General features: G+C 55.7%; 19 protein-coding genes and 1 pseudogene. 7 read left to right on the plus strand and 13 right to left on the minus strand.

Features of this window, described 5'->3' with window-relative positions:
• Positions 1–380: 380 nt before the first annotated feature.
• Positions 381–693 (plus strand): annotated as a pseudogene (locus B0G82_RS40500) (DDE-type integrase/transposase/recombinase); the annotation flags it as partial.
• An 82-nt stretch (positions 694–775) separates the two neighbouring features.
• Here the strand turns inward: B0G82_RS40500 and B0G82_RS20535 are convergent.
• Entirely contained in the window at positions 776–1,978 is a 1,203-nt protein-coding gene (locus B0G82_RS20535) for a pyridoxal phosphate-dependent aminotransferase (protein WP_121308841.1), read from the minus strand.
• 662 nt (positions 1,979–2,640) lie between these two features.
• Between B0G82_RS20535 and B0G82_RS40505 the strand changes: the two genes are divergently transcribed.
• Complete coding sequence (locus tag B0G82_RS40505; RefSeq protein WP_241974986.1) at positions 2,641–2,805, plus strand: hypothetical protein; 165 nt, start codon at positions 2,641–2,643, stop codon at positions 2,803–2,805.
• Between the two features lie 941 nt (positions 2,806–3,746).
• On the opposite strand, the gene B0G82_RS20545 is transcribed toward B0G82_RS40505, so the two are convergent.
• From B0G82_RS20545 to B0G82_RS20585, 9 genes are all read right to left on the minus strand, one after another.
• Entirely contained in the window at positions 3,747–4,715 is a 969-nt protein-coding gene (locus B0G82_RS20545) for a D-2-hydroxyacid dehydrogenase (RefSeq protein WP_116120992.1), read from the minus strand.
• A 511-nt stretch (positions 4,716–5,226) separates the two neighbouring features.
• Positions 5,227–5,898, minus strand: a complete 672-nt coding sequence (locus tag B0G82_RS20550) for an RraA family protein (RefSeq protein ID WP_116120990.1) — start codon at positions 5,896–5,898, stop codon at positions 5,227–5,229.
• Between the two features lie 290 nt (positions 5,899–6,188).
• The gene (locus B0G82_RS20555) at positions 6,189–7,544 is read right to left on the minus strand and encodes an amidase family protein (RefSeq protein ID WP_116120988.1); all 1,356 of its coding nucleotides are present in this window, start codon (positions 7,542–7,544) and stop codon (positions 6,189–6,191) included.
• 56 nt (positions 7,545–7,600) lie between these two features.
• Positions 7,601–9,052: an amidase gene (locus tag B0G82_RS20560; protein WP_121308842.1), complete on the minus strand. Its 1,452-nt coding sequence runs from the start codon at positions 9,050–9,052 to the stop codon at positions 7,601–7,603.
• A 66-nt stretch (positions 9,053–9,118) separates the two neighbouring features.
• Positions 9,119–10,270 (minus strand): epoxide hydrolase family protein, encoded by a 1,152-nt coding sequence (locus B0G82_RS20565; protein ID WP_121308843.1) that lies wholly within the window; start codon positions 10,268–10,270, stop codon positions 9,119–9,121.
• A gap of 2 nt (positions 10,271–10,272) precedes the next feature.
• Positions 10,273–11,001 (minus strand): amino acid ABC transporter ATP-binding protein, encoded by a 729-nt coding sequence (locus tag B0G82_RS20570; RefSeq protein WP_121308844.1) that lies wholly within the window; start codon positions 10,999–11,001, stop codon positions 10,273–10,275.
• Complete coding sequence (locus B0G82_RS20575) at positions 10,979–11,713, minus strand: amino acid ABC transporter permease (protein ID WP_121308845.1); 735 nt, start codon at positions 11,711–11,713, stop codon at positions 10,979–10,981. The genes B0G82_RS20570 and B0G82_RS20575 overlap by 23 nt, the downstream gene beginning before the upstream one ends.
• 4 nt (positions 11,714–11,717) lie before the next feature.
• Positions 11,718–12,362 carry an amino acid ABC transporter permease gene (locus B0G82_RS20580; RefSeq protein ID WP_241974756.1) on the minus strand — a complete coding sequence of 215 codons (645 nt, stop codon included), beginning with the start codon at positions 12,360–12,362 and terminating at the stop codon, positions 11,718–11,720.
• Positions 12,363–12,453: 91 nt separating this feature from the next.
• Positions 12,454–13,281 (minus strand): ABC transporter substrate-binding protein, encoded by an 828-nt coding sequence (locus tag B0G82_RS20585; protein ID WP_121308846.1) that lies wholly within the window; start codon positions 13,279–13,281, stop codon positions 12,454–12,456.
• A 357-nt stretch (positions 13,282–13,638) separates the two neighbouring features.
• Between B0G82_RS20585 and B0G82_RS20590 the strand changes: the two genes are divergently transcribed.
• The 5 genes from B0G82_RS20590 (at position 13,639) to B0G82_RS20605 (ending at position 17,133) form a co-directional block, all read left to right on the plus strand.
• Entirely contained in the window at positions 13,639–13,926 is a 288-nt protein-coding gene (locus B0G82_RS20590; RefSeq protein WP_121308847.1) for a hypothetical protein, read from the plus strand.
• 8 nt (positions 13,927–13,934) lie between these two features.
• Positions 13,935–14,180 carry a hypothetical protein gene (locus B0G82_RS39460; protein WP_147439539.1) on the plus strand — a complete coding sequence of 82 codons (246 nt, stop codon included), beginning with the start codon at positions 13,935–13,937 and terminating at the stop codon, positions 14,178–14,180.
• 72 nt (positions 14,181–14,252) lie between these two features.
• The gene (locus tag B0G82_RS20595) at positions 14,253–15,176 is read left to right on the plus strand and encodes a LysR family transcriptional regulator (RefSeq protein WP_121308848.1); all 924 of its coding nucleotides are present in this window, start codon (positions 14,253–14,255) and stop codon (positions 15,174–15,176) included.
• Positions 15,177–15,425: 249 nt separating this feature from the next.
• Positions 15,426–16,274: an alpha/beta hydrolase gene (locus B0G82_RS20600; protein ID WP_121308849.1), complete on the plus strand. Its 849-nt coding sequence runs from the start codon at positions 15,426–15,428 to the stop codon at positions 16,272–16,274.
• 346 nt (positions 16,275–16,620) lie between these two features.
• Entirely contained in the window at positions 16,621–17,133 is a 513-nt protein-coding gene (locus B0G82_RS20605) for a MarR family transcriptional regulator (RefSeq protein WP_116120968.1), read from the plus strand.
• 272 nt (positions 17,134–17,405) lie between these two features.
• Here the strand turns inward: B0G82_RS20605 and B0G82_RS20610 are convergent, their stop codons facing one another.
• Genes B0G82_RS20610 through B0G82_RS20620 form a run of 3 tightly spaced genes read right to left on the minus strand, consistent with a single transcriptional unit; the run spans position 17,406 to position 21,068 of the window.
• Positions 17,406–18,410 carry a PDR/VanB family oxidoreductase gene (locus B0G82_RS20610; RefSeq protein ID WP_121308850.1) on the minus strand — a complete coding sequence of 335 codons (1,005 nt, stop codon included), beginning with the start codon at positions 18,408–18,410 and terminating at the stop codon, positions 17,406–17,408.
• A gap of 13 nt (positions 18,411–18,423) precedes the next feature.
• Positions 18,424–19,716, minus strand: a complete 1,293-nt coding sequence (locus B0G82_RS20615; RefSeq protein WP_121308851.1) for a Rieske 2Fe-2S domain-containing protein — start codon at positions 19,714–19,716, stop codon at positions 18,424–18,426.
• 5 nt (positions 19,717–19,721) lie between these two features.
• The gene (locus B0G82_RS20620; RefSeq protein WP_121310744.1) at positions 19,722–21,068 is read right to left on the minus strand and encodes an MFS transporter; all 1,347 of its coding nucleotides are present in this window, start codon (positions 21,066–21,068) and stop codon (positions 19,722–19,724) included.
• Positions 21,069–21,319 lie beyond the last annotated feature (251 nt).

Below are 21,319 nucleotides of genomic sequence, written 5' to 3' on the forward strand. Positions count from 1 at the left end.
CGATTTTCGTCAGGCTTTCAATGCACGCGAATGGGACCTGCATTGAAAAGAATCCGTTGCAATTGACCGGCCCTATGGTTTAACGATCGGATTGGATTGCCCCAGCTAGGTACTGGGTGTCTTGGCACCCACTGCCGCCCAGCGGCGCTCTCTCCGGGTCGCGTCTGGCCTCGATGGGCACCAACCTCGTGCCCTATCCAGGGGCATTCAAGGAGGCCGACATTGTCTCCGTCTACCACTCCAATGACGCCCCCTTCCGAAAACCACGCCTTGTTCAGATAATCGATTGCGTCCTGCGCCGTCGCAACGAGGGGTTTCGTCGAAAAGATCGTTGTGCGTTCTGGATCCATCACGTTGAAGAACGCAATGCTCCCTTCCCTGACGAAGTATTTATGACGTTACGTGGAGATCATTTCTGCCATGACGCGCCGCTGATCAACACGAGGCTGAACTCGATATCCTGCTGCAGATACACCGCGGCAAGGCAGCAGCGAAGCGGTTCTCAAGCGCGTGCTTGCCTCATGTGCTGCAGCACCGCGCAAGATCTTGACCGACCCGCTGCGCAGCTATCCGGCGGCGAAAGCCGAGATTCGCGCGCTGGCTCAAATCAGACACGTTTTCGTCAAAGCCAGCGCGCGGATCAATAACCAGGTTGAAAACAGTCATCAGCCGACACCCGAACGCGAGCGGCGGCATGCCTGGGTTCGCGAATGTGAGCTGAGACACGGATCATGCGCCTCGACCGCTCTGCCTTTCCGAAGTCGAGCCAGGAGGCCTACTTTAGAGCTGCACACGCCTGGACAATGCGGCGGCAGCCTTCTCGAATCGCATCTTCGGAGGTCGCAAAAGACAACCTCAGGTATGGTGCGACTCCGTATGCGGTACCGTCGAGCGTCGCGACTCCGGCTTCCTCGGAGAAGTAGCGAACGACGTCAAGGTCAGTCTGAAGTATTGAACCCGCCCGTGTTTTCTTTCCCAATAGACCCGCGACCGAGGGAAACAGATAGAACGCTCCCCGCGGAGGCTCAACAGCCATCCCTCTCGCTCCGCCTAGCAGTTCCGCCATCAGCCGTCCGCGTGCTTCAAAAATTTTCCCGGCCTGGCGGGGTGCATCTTGGCTCTCGGAGAACGCCGCAATCGCAGCAGCCTGACTGACAGAGCTAGGACACGTAGTGGTCTGAGTAATCAGCTTGGTAATCGCTTTGATAAGGGGGACGGGAGCAGCGCCAAAACCGATGCGAAATCCTGTCATGCAATATCCCTTCGACGCTCCGTTGACCACCAGACAGCGCTCCTTGATGCCAGGGATCGCTTGCACCGGCGATACGTGTCGGGCGTCACCGTACACGAAATGCTCGTAGATTTCGTCGGACATCAACCATACGTGCGGGTGCCGCTCGAGTACTTCGCCGATTGCCACGAATTCTTCGGCTGTGTACACCGCACCTGTAGGGTTATTGGGGGAATTCAGGATGAGCCACTTTGTGCGCGGTGTGATTGCCGCCTCCAGCGCCTGAGGGGAAAGCTTGAATCCGTCGCTTGCCTCTCCTGTGACGATGACCGGAATCCCCTCATTCACCATTACGATGTCGGGGTACGAAACCCAAAAAGGCGCGGGGATGATGACTTCATCTCCATGGTTCAGCGTAACGGCCAAAGCGTGGAAGATAATGTGCTTTCCACCGGTGCCCACCACGACATTCTCGGCCGAGTAGTCCAATCCGTTATCGCGGGCAAGCTTCTCGGCAATCGCCTTACGCAGCTGCGGGGTGCCGCTCGAACCTGTGTATTTCGTATCGCCATCGCGCAATGCCGTTACAGCTGCTTCGATGACGTGGGACGGTGTGGCAAGGTCAGGCTCGCCGATGGTGAAGTCGACGATGTCTCGACCTTCCGCCCGCAACTTGTCAACAAGTGCTTTGGCTGCAATGCTAGGCGACGGCTTGATTCGATTGATGCGGTCGGAAAAAAAGTTCATTTTGAAGCCTGTTTGGTTGCGATGAGAGTCAGCCACCGGGATTTACGGCTGCGTACAGTGCCTAGCCATTCCTGTTCGAGTTGCGCCGCCGCTAGTGCCGCTGCGCGCTCTCCTGATTCACAGATGCGGTTGCAGCAAGCCTGAAGCGCCGAACGCAATTGCACTGCGGGTGCGTGCATTGGCTCGCCTGATTGCCGACAACATCGCTCCGTCTGCAATTCTTCGGCCATACCGGCCACCTAATAGAGCAACGATAGATGTAAAATTAACTGAGCAAAAGCGATTTTTTTTAAAGTAATTTAATCTCTTTTATTCATGTTGTGAAAAGATGATGCTTACATTCAAGCAAGTAGAGGCGCTCTTCTGGATAGTCGAGCTCGGTTTCTTCGAAGCAGCGCGAGCAAGCTGTATGCAAGCCGGTCAGCTACTTCGAAACGCATCCAGGAGTTCGAAAGCACCTTCAATCTTGAGGTGTTCGACCGAAGCCGGCGTAGCGCTCGCTCCGAGAAGGGCGAGGAGCTATATGTGTCCGCAAACGAATTGCTGGAACGGCGAGACGAGATTGTCGAACGAGTCAGCGCAAAGGAAGTGTTGGTACGCCGGCTGCGACGGGCGTTACCGAACTGACCGCGCTGACGTGGCTTCCCAAGCTGATAGCGGCAATCAAGCGAGAGTATCCAAAAGCCATCGTTGAAGCTGAAGTGAAGCTGAGTTCGGTTCTTCCTGAGAGACTCGCAGAAGACAGCATCGATTTCATAGTCGTGCCCGGAGCAGCTCTGAGCGAGGCGTATGTATCGAGACATCTGGCGTCGGTTCCAAACTCCTGAATGTGCGCGCCAAAGCTAGTACCCCCGGGTATTCCCATTCCGCTCGCAGAAATCTCTCAGTTTCCGTTGCTCACTCAAGGTAACGCCTCCGGAACTGGGATGGTGTACGGACGCTTTCTGCAAGACCAAGGCGATCACATTCGGAAAGTGTTTTCCAGCAACAAACTGATTGCGCAGATGGGCTGACCGTCTCTGGCCTCGGTATAAGCTACCTCCCCTCCGCGTGCATGCAACAACTCGTTGCAAAGGAAATACTGGGAGTAATACAGACGAATCCGCCCTTGCCGCCCGTGGATTACAACGCCGGCTATCGTTCCGACCACCCTTACTCGCCGACTCGGGAAGTCGCACGCCTCGCAGCAGAATGCTGCGACTTCGGCACCCTGCTCTTTTCTGTCGAACAACCGCGTCGGCGAATGCGATATCTTGAGCGGACATTTCCATGCGAGCGCTGAACGAGTGAACGCCACTGACGGACCGGTACTTATCCTGCAGGACACGACCACATTCTCGTACCAACGGGAGCGTCCCGAACTCATCGGCTACACGGGCAAGGCGAACCTGCGAACGGGAAAGAATGGCGTGGGTCCGCGGCAGCCGCTCACACAGTGCGGCATCCTCAAAGATTCGAGTCTTGCGGTCGCTGCGGATGGACGCCACTTGGGTTGACCGCGGTGAAATTTCTGGACGAGAAAGCAGTTCAACGGGGCTTCTGAGCTTAAGCGCCATATCGATCGCATGCGCGCGCCGATTGAGGAAAAGGAAAGCGGGCGCTGGCTGGAGAATATGCGCCAGTCGACTCAACTTCTCGACGACACTGTGCGCTGCACCGCACGGCGCCCGCTACACGAGCGTTACGCGGGTTCCTCATGTCGAGCAGTGGCAAGGGCCTGCGACAGAAGTTTGTCCACAAGCCCTTACCGGAAGATTCAGCGGGAATGCTACGCGACCACGTTTCGAGGCCGTCCGCTTACGAATGCTTCGATGTTGTCGACGAGTTGGTCCGTCAACGACCGCACGGCTTCATCGCTCGCCCATGCAACGTGAGGTGTAAGGATAAAGTTCGGAGTATCACGGAGCTCCATGAAAGGATGGTCCTCTGGGGGAGGCTCTTGAACTGTTACGTCGAAACCCGCCCCGGAGATCTTCCCCTCTCGCAGCGCCTGCACGAGTGCATGCTCATCGACCAGCCCCCCACGCGCAGTGTTAATGATTAGCGGCTTTCTTTGCATGAGGTCGAATTCTGGTGCTGCAATCATATTGCGAGTCGCCGGGATAAGCGGACAATGCAACGTGATGATATCGCTGTCTCGCAAGACGTCTTCGAATTGAGTGTAGAGCGGCCCCATGTCGCTTCGGCCTTTGTAGGCAGCGAAAAGTACGTTAAGCCCCAACGCGCGCGCCAAGGCTCCGACCGCGCGCCCCAGCAGTCCATCCCCAATGATGCCGATGGTGGAACCCTTCAAATCCTGGATGGGATAGTCAAAGAAGCAGAACTGACGAGAATCCTGCCACCGCCCCCTCCTGACTGCGTTGGAGTACGCGACGAGGCTTCTCCGTAATGCGAATATCAAGGCAAACGTATGCTCAGGTACAGTATTCGTTGCGTAGTTCCTAATGTTAGTTACCACAACATTTCGTGTGGAACAGGCTGCCAGGTCAACTACATCCGTGCCCGTTGCCGCCACTGCTACCATTCGCAACCTCTTGGCCCCAGCGATGGCCTCGGCACCGAGCTTTGTCTTATTTGTGATTACGATATCTGCTTGAGCAATTCGGCTCGCAAGCTCTTGGGGAGATGTTCGTTCGAACACGTCGATTGAATGTTCGAACTGAAATGGCCTCAGCACCGTTTGAGGCGAAATAGTCTCTCTATCGAGAAAAACAACGTGAAGTTTCTCTTGACTCATGGATGCCTACGAAGAGTGTTTCTTTTACAAGAAGTTAGTGTTTCCGAAACGGTTAAAGCGATTCTCAGTGGGCGGCAATGGCTAGCGGCCATCGTTGACAAAGCGAGCTCGTCGATTTCGTGCACCTCATCGTCAGCTCAACCTTGAAAAGCAACGAGCATCACGCCACCAGTGGTGGCGAACGACTCAGGCGAAACCTGCACAGTGATACTGAAGACGGCGAAAATTGGCACCAGCGCGCCAGCTAACGCCCTGACCCGATTGGCGTTTTTAAATACGCGCCGTGCGGACTCCACCTCTGATAGGCAAGGCGCAGCGGAGCTTCCCAGTGTCGGGTTGAACTCTCGCGCAAAGGGGCTGGAGCTGCTTCGTATGCAGGTGGCGATATCGCGAGGTCCCTAATCCTTCGGCATCGCCAACGCGTCCACGGTCGGCCGCCGATTCAATCGTCGCAAACAGTTGCGGCCCGGATTGCACAAGGTCGAGCGCGCGAACGTTTCCCGCCGCAGTACTACACGCCTGCACAGCCCAGCAAACGTAAGCGCTGGTCAATCCAACCAGTATCGAGCCTTCCTTCCCAGATTTCAGTAATTGTAGCTTCCTCGGCGCAATGCTTTGCGCTCGCCGCTTCGTAGATTTCGTCCGCAAGTTGGAATGGCACACAAAGAAGGCCATCGGCATCGCCGATGACCAAGTCGCCGGGCTCGATGCACATGCCGCCAATGGCGACCGTAACGTTGATTTCGCCCGGACCATCCTTATAGGGTCCCCGGTGCGTGACCCCTGCCGCGAAGACCGGAAGACTCCCCTTGCGCAGAGTGTCACTGTCTCGGACGGCGCCGTTGATGACGATGCCAGCGATGCCCTTCCTTGCTGCGTATGCCGTCATCAGTTCGCCGATAATCGCGTTGGTTAGGTCGCCGCCGGCATCAACGACAATCACGTCTCCCGTCACCGCACACTCCAGTGCTTTGTGCACCATCAGATTATCACCGGGACGGCACTTAACTGTGAGAGCCGGCCCTGCCATCGCGGTTCCGTCGTGCATTGGCCGCAGCGAGGCACCGGCCGCAGTAAGTCGCGACATCACGTCGCTTACGTTAGCGACGGGTAGCGACCTGAACTGCTCTGTCAGCTCCGGACTCACGCAGCGTTCCCGGTTTTTGATTTGAAAACCAATCATTTTCCATCCCCAAACTTCAGTTTTAACCCGCCCCAAAAGGTCTCTTGACTGTTGACAACCAGCGCGAATTCGCCCGGTTCAAATGCGTCCTCAGGTAAGAGATGCTATTCCCGTCAATTCCTTACTTACCGCGACCTAAACCGATAGATGAGAAATTCCTATTTGGCATGACAGCGCGCAGCGAAAAGTACGGTTGACTATCAACCTATCAACCGCGCAATCGTGAATCGCCCCGGATTTTTTGGAAGCGCCAACACTATCGAGTAGGACAACTTTCATGGTGGTCCTTCTCAGGCAATTCGCCGGGGAAGCAGCCCCTCGACGGCTTCTGCGATTCCGAGCAGCGCATCATCCTGTCCGCGCAGTCCCATCAACATCATTCCAACAGGTAGGCCATCACGATCGTTGACAGGGAGGGTCACCGCACAACGATCGAGTACGTTTGCGACGCGTGTGTTTCGCATCAGAAGCATGCTGTAACGGTTATAGCCGTCGTCATCGGCAACAGCTCGAATGAACGGTGGCAGTATTGGGCACGTCGGCATCAACAGTGCGTCCCAGCGGCTTGTCTGCTGAGCAGCGCTCTCGACAAGCGAAGCACGCAGCGAGAGCCTGTCGAGCATATCAGCGGCTAAGAGCACACCGCCCTGCTCAATTCGCGAGTACGCGCGCGATGAAATCAGCGAACGCGTTAGCGACCCGCGAGACCTTAGCCACGCGTATAGCTCGGCCATCGAGAAGCCACCTCCTTGATAGACGTCCGGAACGCGGTCGAACGCAGGTAAGTCGATATCCTGCAGCACGGCACCGTGTTTCGACAAAACACTAAGTGTTCGCTCAAAGGCGGCCGCCACTGCGGGTTCGAGGTCATTCAGCACATAATTTTGAGGCACCGCGAACCGAAGCCCTTTAATCGAGCGCGGCACCTGGTCTGGAAAACTCGTTGCAGGATTTTGTGCAAGCGCTTCGTAGACCATGCGACAACATCGAACGGAATGGGCGATTACGCCTACCGAGTCAAGATGCTGCGAAAGCGGAACGACGCCCTCACGCGAAATCTGCGACGCCGTCGGCTTGAAACCGACAAGCCCGCAGAGCGCGGCCGGAATTTGCACCGATCCGCCGGTATCGGTGCCCAGTGCGGCGGAGGCTGCACCGACAGCGACCGACACTGCCGCACCGCATGAGGAACCGCCGGGCACGCGCTCAGGATCGAGCGGATTAGGAAGCTGTCCCGTTGCTTCGATGAGGCCGACGGACGACAACGCGAGTTCCGCCATCGCCGTTTTGCCCAGGATGATCGCCCCTGCCGTGCGCAGGCGCTTGACCACATCGGCATCGGTAGCTGCAGGAGACGCTGTCTCCGCGAGGACGCGCGAGCCCGCCGCTGTGGGCTCGCCCGCCACATCCATGTTGTCCTTGATCGTGATGGGCATTCCCGCGAGCGCAGTCAGCCTTTCGACGCCCTGCGCGCGGCGTGTGTCGACAGTAGCCGCGTGGGCTATTGCAGCTTCCGCATAGATGCGGGTGAACGCTGCGTCGTGCATGCCGACGGCATCCAGCGCGGCTTCGATGTGCGCGCTGCAGGCGTTCCTGTTTTTTGCAAGGCGCACCGCATCATCCTGGCTCTGCGAACGGGCGGTCATGCTACCCCCTCGCTACGCAACCACGGAGTTGAAGGGACGTCGATCATCGACTGCTCCTATTGGGGAAGATCACGTTGAGACTGCCCATAGGCGGGCCAGGCATCGCGGTGAACAGTTCCGCGACGGCGGGTAAAGGGCATGCACGGATGCTGCATATGCCACGCGGTCACGCCTTGATATGCTGCGGCGATGGCCAGCAGTTTCTCTTCTTCAAAGCGTCGCCCGATCAATTGCGCACCGATAGGCAAGCCGCTTGAGGACGAAAAGCCGATACAAAACGACAGCGCCGGGTGACCAGTAACATTGAAAGGCACGCGCATCTGGTTGGCCGACCGATTGATGGCCTCTTCGTCAGCAAGCAACGCGGCCGTGTGCGCGGAGACCCCCGCAATCAGAACGTCCGATGTTTCGAGCACCCGATCGATCTGGTCCGTGAGAATACGTTGTTGCCTTTTTGCTTCCAGGTATTCCTGCCCAGACACCGAAGCACCGTTTAGAAGCGTGTCGCGGCAACGGGCACCATAGCGCTCAGGTGCGTGCGCAAGAAAGTTACGGTGGACCGCATACGCCTCGAAGCGCAGAAGTGTCGAGCCGCACTGCCGAAACGACTCGAGATCGCCAGCGTCGACAGTCTCCACCACAGCACCGAGTTGCGCGAACTCAGAAGCTGCTAAAGCGATCGCGGAACGTGTCTCCTCGCTAGCTACGATATCGCGACTATGGAAATGTGCGAGCAGACCGACCCGGAGACCGCGTAGCGGCATGTTTTCCGCCGCGTGTCCGAGCACTGACCGGCTTGCGCCACACTTTAGTGCGCGAAGCACAAGCGCACAGTCTTCAGCGCTGCGCGTCATCAAGCCGACATGGTCCAGCGATGGTGCGAGCGGAAATACGCCTTCGCGACTGAGCAGATCGTAAGTCGGTTTAAGACCGGTCACGCCACACATCGCGGCGGGATTCCGGACAGAACCCGCTGTGTCGGTGCCGATAGTAAGCGGCACTTGACACGCGGCCAGTGCGACGCCGCAGCCGCTCGACGAGCCGCCGGGCGTGCGTTCGATGTCCCACGGATTACGTGCAGGTGGCCACGGCAACTTATCCGACGGTGAACCGATGCCGAACTCCTCCAGGGTCAACTTCCCGATCAGGATGGCACCCGCACTGCGCAGTTGACGCGTCACGTCAGCGTCCCGCTTTGCAACCTGACCGCGCAAGACGGCGGATTGCGCAGTGGTCGGCTTGCCCTCGACGTCGATCAGATCTTTGACCGCAAACGGCAAACCATGAAGCGGGCCACTAACTTCGCCGCGCGCCATACTCTTGTCCGCTTCACGAGCGGCGGCGAGCGCGTCGTCACGGTAGACCTCCAGAAAGGCGTGCAGCGTGTCATTTTCCGCGCCGATCGCATCCAATGAGTCCACCACGTACTCGAGCGCGGACACCTCCTTTCTGGCGATCAATTGTCGGGCTTCCTTGGCGCTCAGGAAGCGGAGCTTGGCATCTGTCATTGGATATGAGATACGATCGAGCGGGATAATCGCGAAATCAGTTGGGACGCCTTCCGGAGGTCGCTTTTACTTTCGCAATGGCCTAAAGAAAGTACGAATGTCCTCGGCAAGTTGCTCAGGCGCCTCCATCGCCGCGAAATGACCGCCGCGCGGGAGGGTTGTCCAGTGCGTCAGATTGAACGCCCGTTCTACCCAGCTACGCGGCGGCATGGGCAATTCGCGTGGCAGACGCACGATGCCGCACGGAGGCAGTATGCGCTGGCCAGGCTGGAGATGAAGCGGCGCGGAACGTGATTCGTTGTAGAAGCGGAGCGACGAATGAATCGTATTGGTGAGCCAGTAAACCATGACATTCGTAAGCAACTCGTCTTTGCTCAGTACCTCATCGGGCCTCGCGTCACAATCACTCCAGCTCTGGAATTTTTCTATCAACCACGCTGCAAGACCCATGGGCGAGTCGGTCAGCCCATACGCAAGCGTCTGTGGTTTTGTGCTCTGGATCGCGATGTAGGCACCTTCGGCGTCGCGCCACTTCGCAACACGATCCAGATACGCAGTCTCTTCTTCGGTCAGCGACGGCGTGCCCGAACCGAGATCGGGACGAAAGCCGGTGGAAACGTAGTTCAGGTGAATGCCGATCAGACGCTCCGGATGCCGCAAACCCAGCGCGGAACTGATCCACGAGCCCCAGTCGCCACCCTGAGCGCCAAATCGTTCGTAACCGAGAGCCGCCATTAGCTCTGCCCAGAGGTCGGCGACCGCGAACACACTGGTTCCGCGCCGCGACGGCCGTTCAGAAAAGCCATAGCCGGGGATCGATGGTACGACGACCGAAAAGGCGTCTGCCGGGTCACCGCCATGCGTTCCGGGATCGGTAAGCAGCGGAAGTATCTTCAGCATCTCCACGAAGCTGCCTGGCCATCCGTGCGTCATGATCAACGGCAGCGGCGCCGGTCCCTGCCCCGGTTGATGGATGAAATGGATGGCTGGCCCATCACCGCGGTGCTGGTAGTGAGGCAGTGCGTTCAGCCGCTTCTCCTGCGCACGCCAGTCGTACGTCTCACGCCAGTAACCATGGAGTTCCTGCATGAACTGAAGATCGGCACCAAAGCTCCAGCCCGCGTCCTCCAGCTCATCGGGCCAGCGAACCTGATCGAGTTTCGTCCTCAAGGAGGCCAGTTCCACGTCATCTACGTGTATTTGGAATCGATTAATCATGGCTAGTATGACGTTAGATCCGACAGGAAAGCTTTCGCTCTGGCGTGCCGAGGGGCACTAAAAAACTCAGCGGGAGAGCTTTCTTCGAGGATGACGCCCTTATCCATAAACCATACACGGTCGCTCACCTCGCGTGCGAAACCCATTTCGTGCGTCACGCAGACCATGGTCATCCCGTCACGGGCAAGTGATCGCATGACAGTCAAAACTTCACCCACCATTTCAGGATCGAGCGCGCTCGTCGGTTCGTCAAAGAGCATGACGGGCGGGTTCATCGCAAGCGCCCGGGCAATCGCAACGCGTTGCTGCTGACCGCCTGACAATTGATGCGGATAGGCGGACGCCTTGTTTGCAAGACCTACGCGATGAAGCAGCGACATCGCCTGCTCTTTCGCCTCGACGGTTCGTTTCTTCGAGACCCTGACTGGCGCGAGGCACACGTTTTCAAGCACAGACAGATGCGGAAACAGATTGAACGACTGAAACACAAAGCCGATGCCGCCACGGAAATCATTGAGTCGCATCCCGTGAGCATGAATGTCCTGACCGTTCACGTGAATGGTGCCTGACTGGATTTCCTCCAACCGGTTGATCGTGCGAATCAACGTCGATTTTCCCGAGCCTGAAGGGCCACAAACGACGACCACCTCGCCATTGCTAACTTCCGCGGTCACGTCAGCGAGCGCCTGGTACTCCCCGTACCACTTGTTAACCTTCGAGAATCGAATCACTTTCAATGCTCCTTTGCGGCACCGCCTTCGGCGAGCGCTTGCGTGTAACATTGCGCTCCAGATAATTTGCACACTTCGTGAGCACGAAGCAGACCACGAAATAGACGGTGACCAGAATCACAAACACCTGGAACGGGCTTGTCAGCAGGCTGTTGTTGACCTGATTCGCTTCGTATGTCAGTTCCTGTACGCTGATCACGTAGCCAATGGACGTTTCCTTGATGAGCGACACGAACTGGCTGATGATGCTGGGAACCATGTTGTACAAAGCTTGCGGCAGGATGACCCAGAAGTGCGTCTTCCAGTACCCCATCCCCAACGCGCGCGACGCTTCGAATTGCCCTTTCGGGAGCGCTTCGACGCCCGCGCGAATCACTTCCGACAGATAAGCCGACTCATAAACAACCAACGTACAGATCAACGCCGTAAAGGCCGTTACACTGTGCCCAACCAGAATGGGAACAAGAAAGTATCCCCAGAAGACGAACATCACCAGGGGAATGCCCCGCACCACATAGACCAGTACGGTCGAAGTCGCGTAGAAGAGCCTGATCGGCGACATTCTGCACAGCGCGAGTGCAACGCTCAACGGGAAAGACAACGCAAGTCCGAGGACGGAGAGAATCAGCGTGAGCGCGAGTCCTCCAATCGGTCCATTGGGAAATTGCCCGACGAGAAGAAGCAATCCATACTCTTGAACGATTCCGAACATGTGTTTATCTCGCCCTCATCTGGATGCGTTTTCCGATCACGGCGCCCAGTCCCATCAAGCCGAGCGACACAGCCAGATAGAAAGCAGTTGCGACCGCGTAGGCCTCGAAGGTCCTGAACGTCTCGTTCTCGATCTGGCGAATCACATATGTCATCTCCGCCGCGCCAATCGTCATCGCGAGACTGGTGTCCTTGAACATCATCACCGTGTGATTGACGAAAGACGGAAGCGCGCTCCTGACAGCCTGCGGAAATGTCACAAACCGCAGCGTCGCGAAGAAGCCAAGGCCTAGCGATCTCGACGCCTCATACTGACCGTGATGAACCGAACGTAGGCCGCTGCGAATATCTTCCGAAAAGAACGCCGACATACACAGGCCGATCGCAATCGACGCGTAGATCAACTCCCCATCGTGCGCGTTAGCCCAGGATTGCGCTGCATCGGGCAGAAGTGTGGGCATCGCGAAGTACCAGAAAAAAATCTGCGCAAGCAATGGAACGTTCTGGTGGTAAGAAACAAACGCCGCAACTCCTTTCGTCACGATGGATATTCCAGATGCCCGCAAGACGGCCAGGACCGTTCCCAGCCCGATGGCAAGAACCCAGCTTGCCGCTGTCAGCTTTAGTGTGCTGATCGCCGCGGACAGCAACAGATGCGTGAACGTTCCAGCGAACACTGTGCCAAATTCGAGGTGATTGAACACTCTTTACTCCGTCCATCGGCAAGCGCCGCTTAATGGATCAGCGCGGAATAGGCGCGTTAGCGAAGTCCCGTTTCATCTTGTAGGAAGACGCGGCTCCAAGCCACCTGTCGAAGATTTGCTGTGATTGTCCCGACGACTCCATTTTGTCGAGCGCATGGTTGACAGCTTCAAACATTTTTGGCTCGTCCTTTTTCATTCCCAGACCCCAGTATTCGCGTGAAACCGGCGGTGACAGAATGGCAATCGCGTTTGCGTTGGACCCCAACCGTTCGATGAATCGATGCATGATGCTTTCCGACATCACATAGCCGTCGACCTTCTTCTGGGCCAGCGCCATGAATGCTGAAGATGGATCGTCGTAACTCACCAACTGCGCCGTCGGGAGCACATGCTGCACCGTCGGAATATCGCTCGAACCCTTGACAGTGCTGATCCGCTTTCCAGCCAGATCATTGACCGTGTGGTATGGGCTTCCTGCAGACGTCGCGATCACTTCGTTGCTGACGAAGTACATGTTCGAGAAGTCGATTTGCTGCGCACGCTCCGGATTGTAGGTAAGCGTGGCCGTGAGAATGTCTACCCGGCCTTGCGTCAACTCTGGAATGCGCGCTTCGAGCGATAGCACTTTCAGCACCGGTTTGACACCCAGCTGTTTTGCCACGCCTTTGCAGAAATCGACGTCATATCCCACAATTTCACGCGTGTCAGGATCTTGAAATCCAAACGGGGGGTTGTTGCTAACGATGCCACACACCAGCGTGCCGCGCGCCTTGATGTCGGCAAGCCGGTCGGCCTGCGCTGCAGCCGCTCCGGTCATAGATATGACGAATACAGCAGCGCCCATGCAAGCATTGAGACGATTCATCTGCCTATCTCCAAGGTCCTTTAATATAAATACGGTCGGCGCAGCGCTTCGGGTTTGGTGAAACACTGGCTACCGGAAACCCATTGTTCCATGCAAAAAAAATGTCGGAAAACGATATTTTTATATGTGTTGAGATCACTTTTTTACATGTGTTTCGACCGTTGCATCCGTCCGAGTGCAGGCGGCACGAACCGTGCAGTTCGCATACTTGCCGCATCCCCGGGTGCCTCTATACACCCGAATTAAAGTGATGGAAATTCACTAAAAAAATTGGCATTTCTTCCAACTCTCGAGCGCTTATCGTCCGCTGGATATTCGCGAGAGCGGCACGCGAATAAGCGCCCCAAGGAACAAGCAATGGAGAATGCCGACGGCCAACTCTTCGACGATGCATTGATGCGCGTCGTCAGGGAAAAGTTTCACCTTGTCGATTCAGGTTTCACCGGCCGCAAACGACTCTATTTCGACAACGCGGGTGGTTCGTTCCGGTTGAAGAAAGCGCTCTACCGATTCGCGGAGGTCGACTCAGCGTCTGATAACGCCGAGCGAGTGCATGAAATTGCGCGCGAGTTGCAGGCGATCGAACAGCGTGGAGTCGAGGATGCGTACTGCTCGATCATGACGACCTTACCCGACGTGATCTGATCCTCGCAGTGGCATTCGAAGACATCGGCGAAATAGACCCGGTAAGAGAGTACGAACGGCGTGGCGTCATCGGCTACGAGCGCGTTTCGACCAACCGGTATCCAAGACGGATGCTCGAATCATTCGGGCTGAAGGGTGCCGTCCGGATCTCGCCGTTGCATTGCAACTCGCCGGAAGACATCGACGCTTTCCTTCGCATCACGGCGGATGTCGGCAAAGACGCCGTTTTGAAGGCCGGTACGACGAAAGTTTGACAGCGCGAATTTGAGCGAAAAATTATGTTACCGTGACGGATAGCATCTCCTGAAGGCATACATCGGACCGTCATGTTCACTTTCAAGCAAATGGAAGCGCTGTATTGGATCGTCCAGCTAGGCTCGTTCGAAGCCGCCGCCGGCAAATTGAATTCGAGCCAGTCGGCGATATCGAAGCGCATCCACGAACTCGAGTCGACGTTTGACTTCGCGGTGTTCGACAGAACGTCCCGTACCGCGCGGATTACCGAGAAGGGAAACGAACTGTTCGAGTATGCGAAGGAGCTGCTCGGGAGACGCGACGAGATCGTCGAGCGTGTGAGTGCGAATGAGGTGCTGGTGCGGCGCATCCGTATCGGTGTCACCGAACTGACCGCGCTAACCTGGCTGCCACGCCTGATATCGGCTGTCCGGGACGCGTATCCGAAGGTGATTGTCGAGGCAGAGGTGGATCTGAGCATCACGCTAAGAGAACGCCTCGCGGCCGATACCGTTGATCTGATCATCGTGCCTGAGCTGCCTACCAGCGAGCGGTTTGTCAGTGTACCAGTCGGAAAAGCCGAGCACACATGGATGTACTCGCCGTCACGGTATGCGGCGAAGAGCACTATTCCCCTTGGAGAGATTGCTCAATTTCCGCTGCTTCTACAAGGCAATCTGTCAGGATCGGGACTTATCTACACGCGATTTCTCTCCGAAAATGGTGTGAGTCTCGCCAAAGTGCTGACGGTCAATAACCTCGTCGCCCAGGTCGGGTTAACGGTCTCAGGAATGGGGGTAAGTCACTTGCCAAAATCTTGCCTGAACTACATGATTTCGGCGGGCGCACTGAAAGCTATTAGAACCCGGCCCGCTCTCCCACCTATCCACTACGTTGCGCTTCATCGAGGGGAACACAGCTATTCACTGTGCGATCAAATCGCACAACTAGCAGCGAAATACTGCGACTTCAGTGTCAACATTCTAGACCCGCGAGCGATTTCATCTGCCAGCTGATTCTCGACGCCGCTGCGCGATCGACAATCGACCGTCGTCGTGTTGGATTGCGGTAAGAGATTCGCATCGGTCGCATAGGCCCAACAATACCGGTGCTTGGCTTCCGAAATTTTCCCTTGGCGCGCGCGTGCGATGCCATCCGCGAATTCTGCGCCACTCTCGAGCGCTGACGCCGCGCGCAGCCGACATGACGGGCACATACGTTCAACAAGACAGGTCTTTCGAGGACTGTCGTTCATTCGCAAAACCATGACACAAGAATTCCAGCGGTCGTCGATTCCCTTATCGATATCCGGAACGTCAGTGACCATTTCGGCATTGTGCCGCCAAGGTCCGAAAGCGCCAGTCCTGTTGCTGCACGGATTCGGCTCTACCAAAGAGGACTATGCCGACATCGTCCGACACGGCGTATTCGAGGGGCGCGCGTTTGCCGCATACGACGCACCGGGTTGCGGCGAGACCGACTGTGCCGATCTCACGAAGGTCGACATTCCATTTCTCCTCGATACCGCCGCGGCGGTCGCCGGCCATTTCGGGTTTGAACGCTTTCACCTGGTCGGGCATTCGATGGGTGGTCTTACAGCATTGATGCTCTCGTCGCAATTGCCCCAACGCGTCTTGTCTTTTATCAACATCGAGGGAAATATCGCCCCCGAGGACTGCTTCCTCAGCAGGCAGATCGACCAATACCCGTCCGACAGCGCAGAGCAGTTCTTTGCGGAATTCATCGAACGCGCGCTTCACGCGCCTGCATATGCAAGCGCTCTCTATTCGTCCAGTCTGCGCCACAAAGTGCGCGCCGATGCAGTTCCCAGCATTTTCAGATCAATGGTGAGCCTGTCGGACAACGGAGATTTGATGCGGAAGTTTCTTGGGTTCCCATTTCCGCGAATGTTCATGTACGGCGAGCAGAACTCGAACTTGACCTATCTAAGCCATATCGAGAGCAAGGGAGTCGAACTGGCGGAGATTCCCAACTGCGGACACTTCCCGATGTACTCCAATCCGGTGGCGATGTGGAAGGCCATTGGTGATTTCATTGAAAGAGCGGAATCAACTTCCCGCAAAGTCCTCCGTGTAACAACGACACCACGTTGAGGTGCCGTTCTTTTCGCGAACCAGTGCTCGCAAACCCGCAGCTCTTCGATAGATCGGTGTAAGGAGCGTCTGCAGCGTCGAGTCCAAATTGGTTTTGATTTAGACCTGCGGCTACGCTCGCGCACTCGAGTCGATCTGTCGCCAAGTACTTTTCGCCACCTGCCCTCTTTTTTGGCGTCATGGTGCCGTAAGTTGACGACAAGCCCTGCCACATTTCCGACGAAGAGGGGTAAAATCATATGATCGTAAACACCCTTGCTTGCCTGTTTGGATACGCTGAAACTGATCATATTATCAATCTGTTCAAATCCAGAACCGGTTCGTTCCCAAACATTCCATAAATACAATGAAAAGCGAAGACGAGAATTCTCTCCATCCCGAATTTCGGGTGAAAAATTGGCGCAACGCGAGATTCGTTTTTCTGGGGAATAAGCTGACCCTGGCGCTTGCGGAAATGTACGAGGCAGAATTTGATCTCTCACAAACGGAGTGGAGAATTATTGCTGCCGTGGCTGAGCATGCCCCTATGTCCGCCAAAGACCTCGCTGAATTTATCGCCATTGATATTTTTTCGATTACTCGGGCCACATCCGTTCTTGTAAAAAGAGGTCTTCTGACCCGGCGCGTAAACCAAAAAGATAGAAGAAAGATCGAGTTAAGGCTTTCTGTGCGCGGGCGCAAAGTTTATGAGCAGATAGTTCCGGTAGCACTCGGAGTTGAGCGGGCTGTGTTCAGTGTCCTGTCGAAGAAGGAGTCAGATCAACTGGATGTGATTCTTTTGAAACTGGAGGAGCATATCGGCAAACTACTCACTCCAGATCGCTCCTGGAAGTCGTTTTTGGATGATCCAGGGGCTTAATGAACGTAGCGCGCCGCTATTTCCAGTAAGGGTGAGCTGCATTTGGCGTTCCATTGAGAACCCTCTCCACCCAACGCTCCGGAACCATCCGCATGATGCGTTCTGGCAACTCCGGCGAATACTTCAGTGCCGGGTTGCTTTGTACTTCATTTTGGTCTTCAAAGTTTCCACGACTCCGTTCCCCCAGAATCGGAGTCTCAGCGAAATCCCTTGACGACCCGGTGAACGGTGGCAGTTCAAGCGCAGGCAGAGCTGGCTTTTCCGGCTTGCGACTACAGGTCTAAGGTGATTTCTTTCGACTCACTCCATGAGACGCATGTACACATGTATTTCTCGGACTTCTTTTCCTCTTCCGACAAAAACGTGTCGCGATGAAGCGGAGTGCCACTCGTCACCGAGACAGCACATATGCCACATTCGCCGCGCTTGCACCCATAAAGCGGATCTAGCCCATTGCGCACCATGGCATCAACTATAGTTTCTGGCTGCTCTACCACAATGGTCTTGTTTCTCTTTGCAAGATGCACCGTCAACTTCGGGTTGGGAACGCCCCGGATACCACCAAAGTTTTCGGATCGTACTGTGCCGCGATTCCATTGCTGCCGGTCGCAAATTCGCGAAATTGCCCGGATGAACGGCTCAGGACCGCATACGTAGATACGTTGCCGGTCCACCGGGTCGCGTAGCAAATTCTCGAAATCGTAATAGCGCTGTGCCTGTCCCTCATCCGCGTGACATTCAACATCGGCAAAGGCGCTCTGTTTCAAACGTTCGAGAAGCGGGGCATCGTCCAAATCACGTACACAATAAATAACACGATGCTTGATCTTCAATCTGGAAAGTTGACACGATAGCGAGTAAATCGGAGTAATACCGATCCCGCCTGCCACGAGCAGATGACCGGTAGCGCTTGCGTCCAGCGAGAAACCGTTGATTGGCCTGCGTGCCTCCAATATTTCTCCCGCGGATAATACGTCATGCAAGTACCGCGACCCGCCCCGCCCGCTCTCTTCCCGCTTGATCGCAATCTCAAAGGCCGATCGATCGGCTGGATTTCCGATCAGTGAATAGGCATTCCATGCCTGCTGGCCGTCGGGGAGTGTGACTTTGACCTCGATGTGCGCACCCGCTTCATACCGCGGAAGAATTCGGCCGTTCATATCGCGCAGCCGCAATAGCTTCGTGCCGCCAGTCAACGAGACAACTTCGCTGACTGTAAGGCACATCGTATCCACGTCGACCTTGCAGTCGAATCCATTCATCGTTGATATTGACATGTGCTTTCCCCTTTCAACTTGCCTGTTTTTCTGTTCTCGTTTGAATCCCCATGATATCGAGCACCTCCGGAACATGGTCGAAATCCGTCGGATCTTCATGCAACCCGGAATAGCTTTGCACCTTGTATATATCCCCACCTGCACTGGTGCGCGGTAACACGCCTTTCGCAACTTCCCTGGCTGCGCGAAGCATTACATTGCGCATTGCCACAATCGAGGTGTCACTCGAGGCCAGGTGCTCACGCGACCGGTCCACAATAGGGCCGCAACTTTCAGTTACCACCGCATCTTGCCCGCGGACACCATGAATGCCCGTGAACGAAACCTTCTGCTGAACGTTGCGGTCCAGCAGATAATCATTGCTCCTGTTCTCTATCGGCGTAGTCGTTCCTGGGATTACGCTGCGATGAGCAACAACACCTTCTTGCCATAAGCCAAGTTCAGCTGCATCAGGAGGTCCATCTTTGCGGTAGGTCACACATATCGACCAAAGGCTTTCATTGTCACGTGGAATCCATACACGCCACACCCGTGAATTCTGATCGTCACTTGGTGCGATCATGGTGTAAAAGGGCATCAAGAATAAATCTACACGCCAGAAAAATGGCTTGTCATCCTTTACGCGACGGCGTGCCCCACAGGCAAGACCGAAATCAGTTTCCAGGATTTTCCAGCGCGGCGCCTGGTCCTCCTGAAAATATGAGCCGAACAAAGATTCTTTATGTACTTGAGGGTTGTCAAGGCGCCGATGCAAAAAGGCGACGTGTGCTTCGTCTACCTCTCCCTCTAGCGCTTGCAGGAAGTTGCAGTCTTGCTGCCAACGCGACATGTGTCGATGCGATGCCGGATATTCCATCCACTCGAATCGCGGCAATTCGGGTGCGGGTGTTGCGCTGCCCATATATACCCAAGCCAGGCCTACAAATTCGCGAACAGGATAAGACTTGATCTTCATGCACTCCCGGAAGGTGCTTGACGCTGGCTCCGATGGCATGTCGACACAGCTTCCATTGATGTCAAATTTCCAGCCGTGGTAGATACAGCGTATGCCGCTTTCCTCATTGCGGCCATAAAATAAACTCGCGACCCGATGCGGACAGAACTCGTCAATGACGCCCAGCCTGCCCTCACTGTCCCTGAACACAATCAAGTCTTCTCCTAGCAACTTGATGCGCTGCGGTGGAGCGTCAGCCGCTGGCAATTCGCTTTCGCAGAGAAATGGAATCCAATGGCTCCTGATCACTTCTCCCATTGGACTGTCCGCGTCCGTATTCGTAAGCAATACGTTCTCTTGTTTTGTAATCACGGGAGTTACTCCTTACTTTGATTGATGAGTCCACCATCGTGGGACATGCGCTTCGATATTCCGGTATTGGCAGGCTGCGGCGATTCGCTCGTTTGAATGAGCCTAAAAAACCTCATCCGCGATTTCTCCGGGTTGACCAGATAAAGGCCGATCAATCCGGATAACACGAGCAGCGCTCCCAATAGCTCAAATCCTTGCTCGAAGCCCGCGGCGGGACTCAGCGCATCATTGATAACCAAACCCATGACTGCCGGGGCTACCAGGCCGGCCACGGTACCGACCGAGTTGTGTATCCCGAGTAGCGCCCCTCGTTGTCGCGTCGGTACGATTTCACCCAGCATCAGCGGACCGAGCCATCCAATGAGCTGAATCATCGCGCTGCCAGCAGCAAGGCACGCGACCTTCGCTCCCGGACTCCCGATTGAGCCGATACTCCAGAAAATTGCGCCAGCCATGACGATCGGGCCGCCAGCCAGCACTCCTCTTGCCAGTCTGGACGACACACCGCTAGCGAGCAGTTTTTTTGAAACCCATGACAGCGCAATCGCAACCGGAATCTGCGCAGTCACGATCATCGAAAACAGCCACCCCGTAGTTGTCGCCGAATAGCCCAAGCCCAAGCGCAGATAGGCCGGAATCCACGTGAAGCAGAGCGCCACCACGGCGAATGCAGCGAACCACAAGATGAAATTACCGACGACTGTGGGATCGGTCAACAGCGTTCCGTAAGGCACGGTTTCTTGATGGTCTTCCTTCTGCGTTGCTCCATCGGCGTCGACGGTTCCTTCTTTCCCCAACAACAACCACAGCACGATCCACACGATGCCTATCACACCAAGCGCGAGAAATGCCGAATGCCAACCGTAACGTACGATAAAGAACGTCAAGATCGGTCCGGCCAACATCATGCCGACAAAGGGTCCTTGAGCAATGATCGCATTAGGAACACCTCGCTCGCGATCATCGAACCATTTGTAGCAGGCATGTAACGCAATCGGATAGGCCGGACCTTCACCCACCCCAAGCAATATCCGACACGTAATTAACATGGGCAGGCTCACGCTGCCCACCATGGGAAATTGCACGATGGCCCATGTCGCGGCCAGAAAGACCAGGATCCATTGTGTCTTCACACGATTGGCGACGAATCCGAATACGATTCCTGAAACGGAGTACAACAAGAAGAAACTGCTGCCGACTAACCCAAACTGCCTGGGCGTCAGAGACAAATCGTGCATGACGGACACGGCTACTAATCCGATGACCGCTTTGTCGGCATAGTTAATGACCATAAATAGGAACAGCAGGGCCACCACGACCCAAGCCCGCCACTTATCGTTGAATGAAAACATGTCTCCGCCCATTATTTATGTGATTACGATGATTCAATCACTCAAAATTTCGTCGTTTTTCTATTATTTAGACCAATAGCCAAAGCGGTGCGCTTTCTTCTTCCGCCCGCGCTGCTACCCAGCGAAATACACATTCCGCAGGACAACTTACACGTCATGTCGTGGTCCACGTACGGACCCACTCCTGGTCCAGCGAGCAGAATTTCGTTTCCCTGAAGAATTCATCCACTCTCGTTCTCCACGCGAGCACC

This window comes from Paraburkholderia sp. BL17N1 (genome assembly GCF_003634175.1).
Lineage (GTDB): Bacteria > Pseudomonadota > Gammaproteobacteria > Burkholderiales > Burkholderiaceae > Paraburkholderia.

What these genes read in the sequence shown, in the direction of transcription:
- B0G82_RS20620 (WP_121310744.1), bottom strand. Translation starts at nt 21,068, where the DNA reads ATGTTTTCATTCAACGATAAGTGGCGGGCTTGGGTCGTGGTGGCCCTG.
- B0G82_RS20545 (WP_116120992.1), bottom strand. Translation starts at nt 4,715, where the DNA reads ATGAGTCAAGAGAAACTTCACGTTGTTTTTCTCGATAGAGAGACTATT.
- B0G82_RS20610 (WP_121308850.1), bottom strand. Translation starts at nt 18,410, where the DNA reads ATGTCAATATCAACGATGAATGGATTCGACTGCAAGGTCGACGTGGAT.
- B0G82_RS20585 (WP_121308846.1), bottom strand. Translation starts at nt 13,281, where the DNA reads ATGAATCGTCTCAATGCTTGCATGGGCGCTGCTGTATTCGTCATATCT.
- B0G82_RS20575 (WP_121308845.1), bottom strand. Translation starts at nt 11,713, where the DNA reads ATGTTCGGAATCGTTCAAGAGTATGGATTGCTTCTTCTCGTCGGGCAA.
- B0G82_RS20590 (WP_121308847.1), top strand. Translation starts at nt 13,639, where the DNA reads ATGGAGAATGCCGACGGCCAACTCTTCGACGATGCATTGATGCGCGTC.
- B0G82_RS20595 (WP_121308848.1), top strand. Translation starts at nt 14,253, where the DNA reads ATGTTCACTTTCAAGCAAATGGAAGCGCTGTATTGGATCGTCCAGCTA.
- B0G82_RS20605 (WP_116120968.1), top strand. Translation starts at nt 16,621, where the DNA reads ATGAAAAGCGAAGACGAGAATTCTCTCCATCCCGAATTTCGGGTGAAA.
- B0G82_RS20565 (WP_121308843.1), bottom strand. Translation starts at nt 10,270, where the DNA reads ATGATTAATCGATTCCAAATACACGTAGATGACGTGGAACTGGCCTCC.
- B0G82_RS20550 (WP_116120990.1), bottom strand. Translation starts at nt 5,898, where the DNA reads ATGATTGGTTTTCAAATCAAAAACCGGGAACGCTGCGTGAGTCCGGAG.
- B0G82_RS20560 (WP_121308842.1), bottom strand. Translation starts at nt 9,052, where the DNA reads ATGACAGATGCCAAGCTCCGCTTCCTGAGCGCCAAGGAAGCCCGACAA.
- B0G82_RS20535 (WP_121308841.1), bottom strand. Translation starts at nt 1,978, where the DNA reads ATGAACTTTTTTTCCGACCGCATCAATCGAATCAAGCCGTCGCCTAGC.
- B0G82_RS20555 (WP_116120988.1), bottom strand. Translation starts at nt 7,544, where the DNA reads ATGACCGCCCGTTCGCAGAGCCAGGATGATGCGGTGCGCCTTGCAAAA.
- B0G82_RS20600 (WP_121308849.1), top strand. Translation starts at nt 15,426, where the DNA reads ATGACACAAGAATTCCAGCGGTCGTCGATTCCCTTATCGATATCCGGA.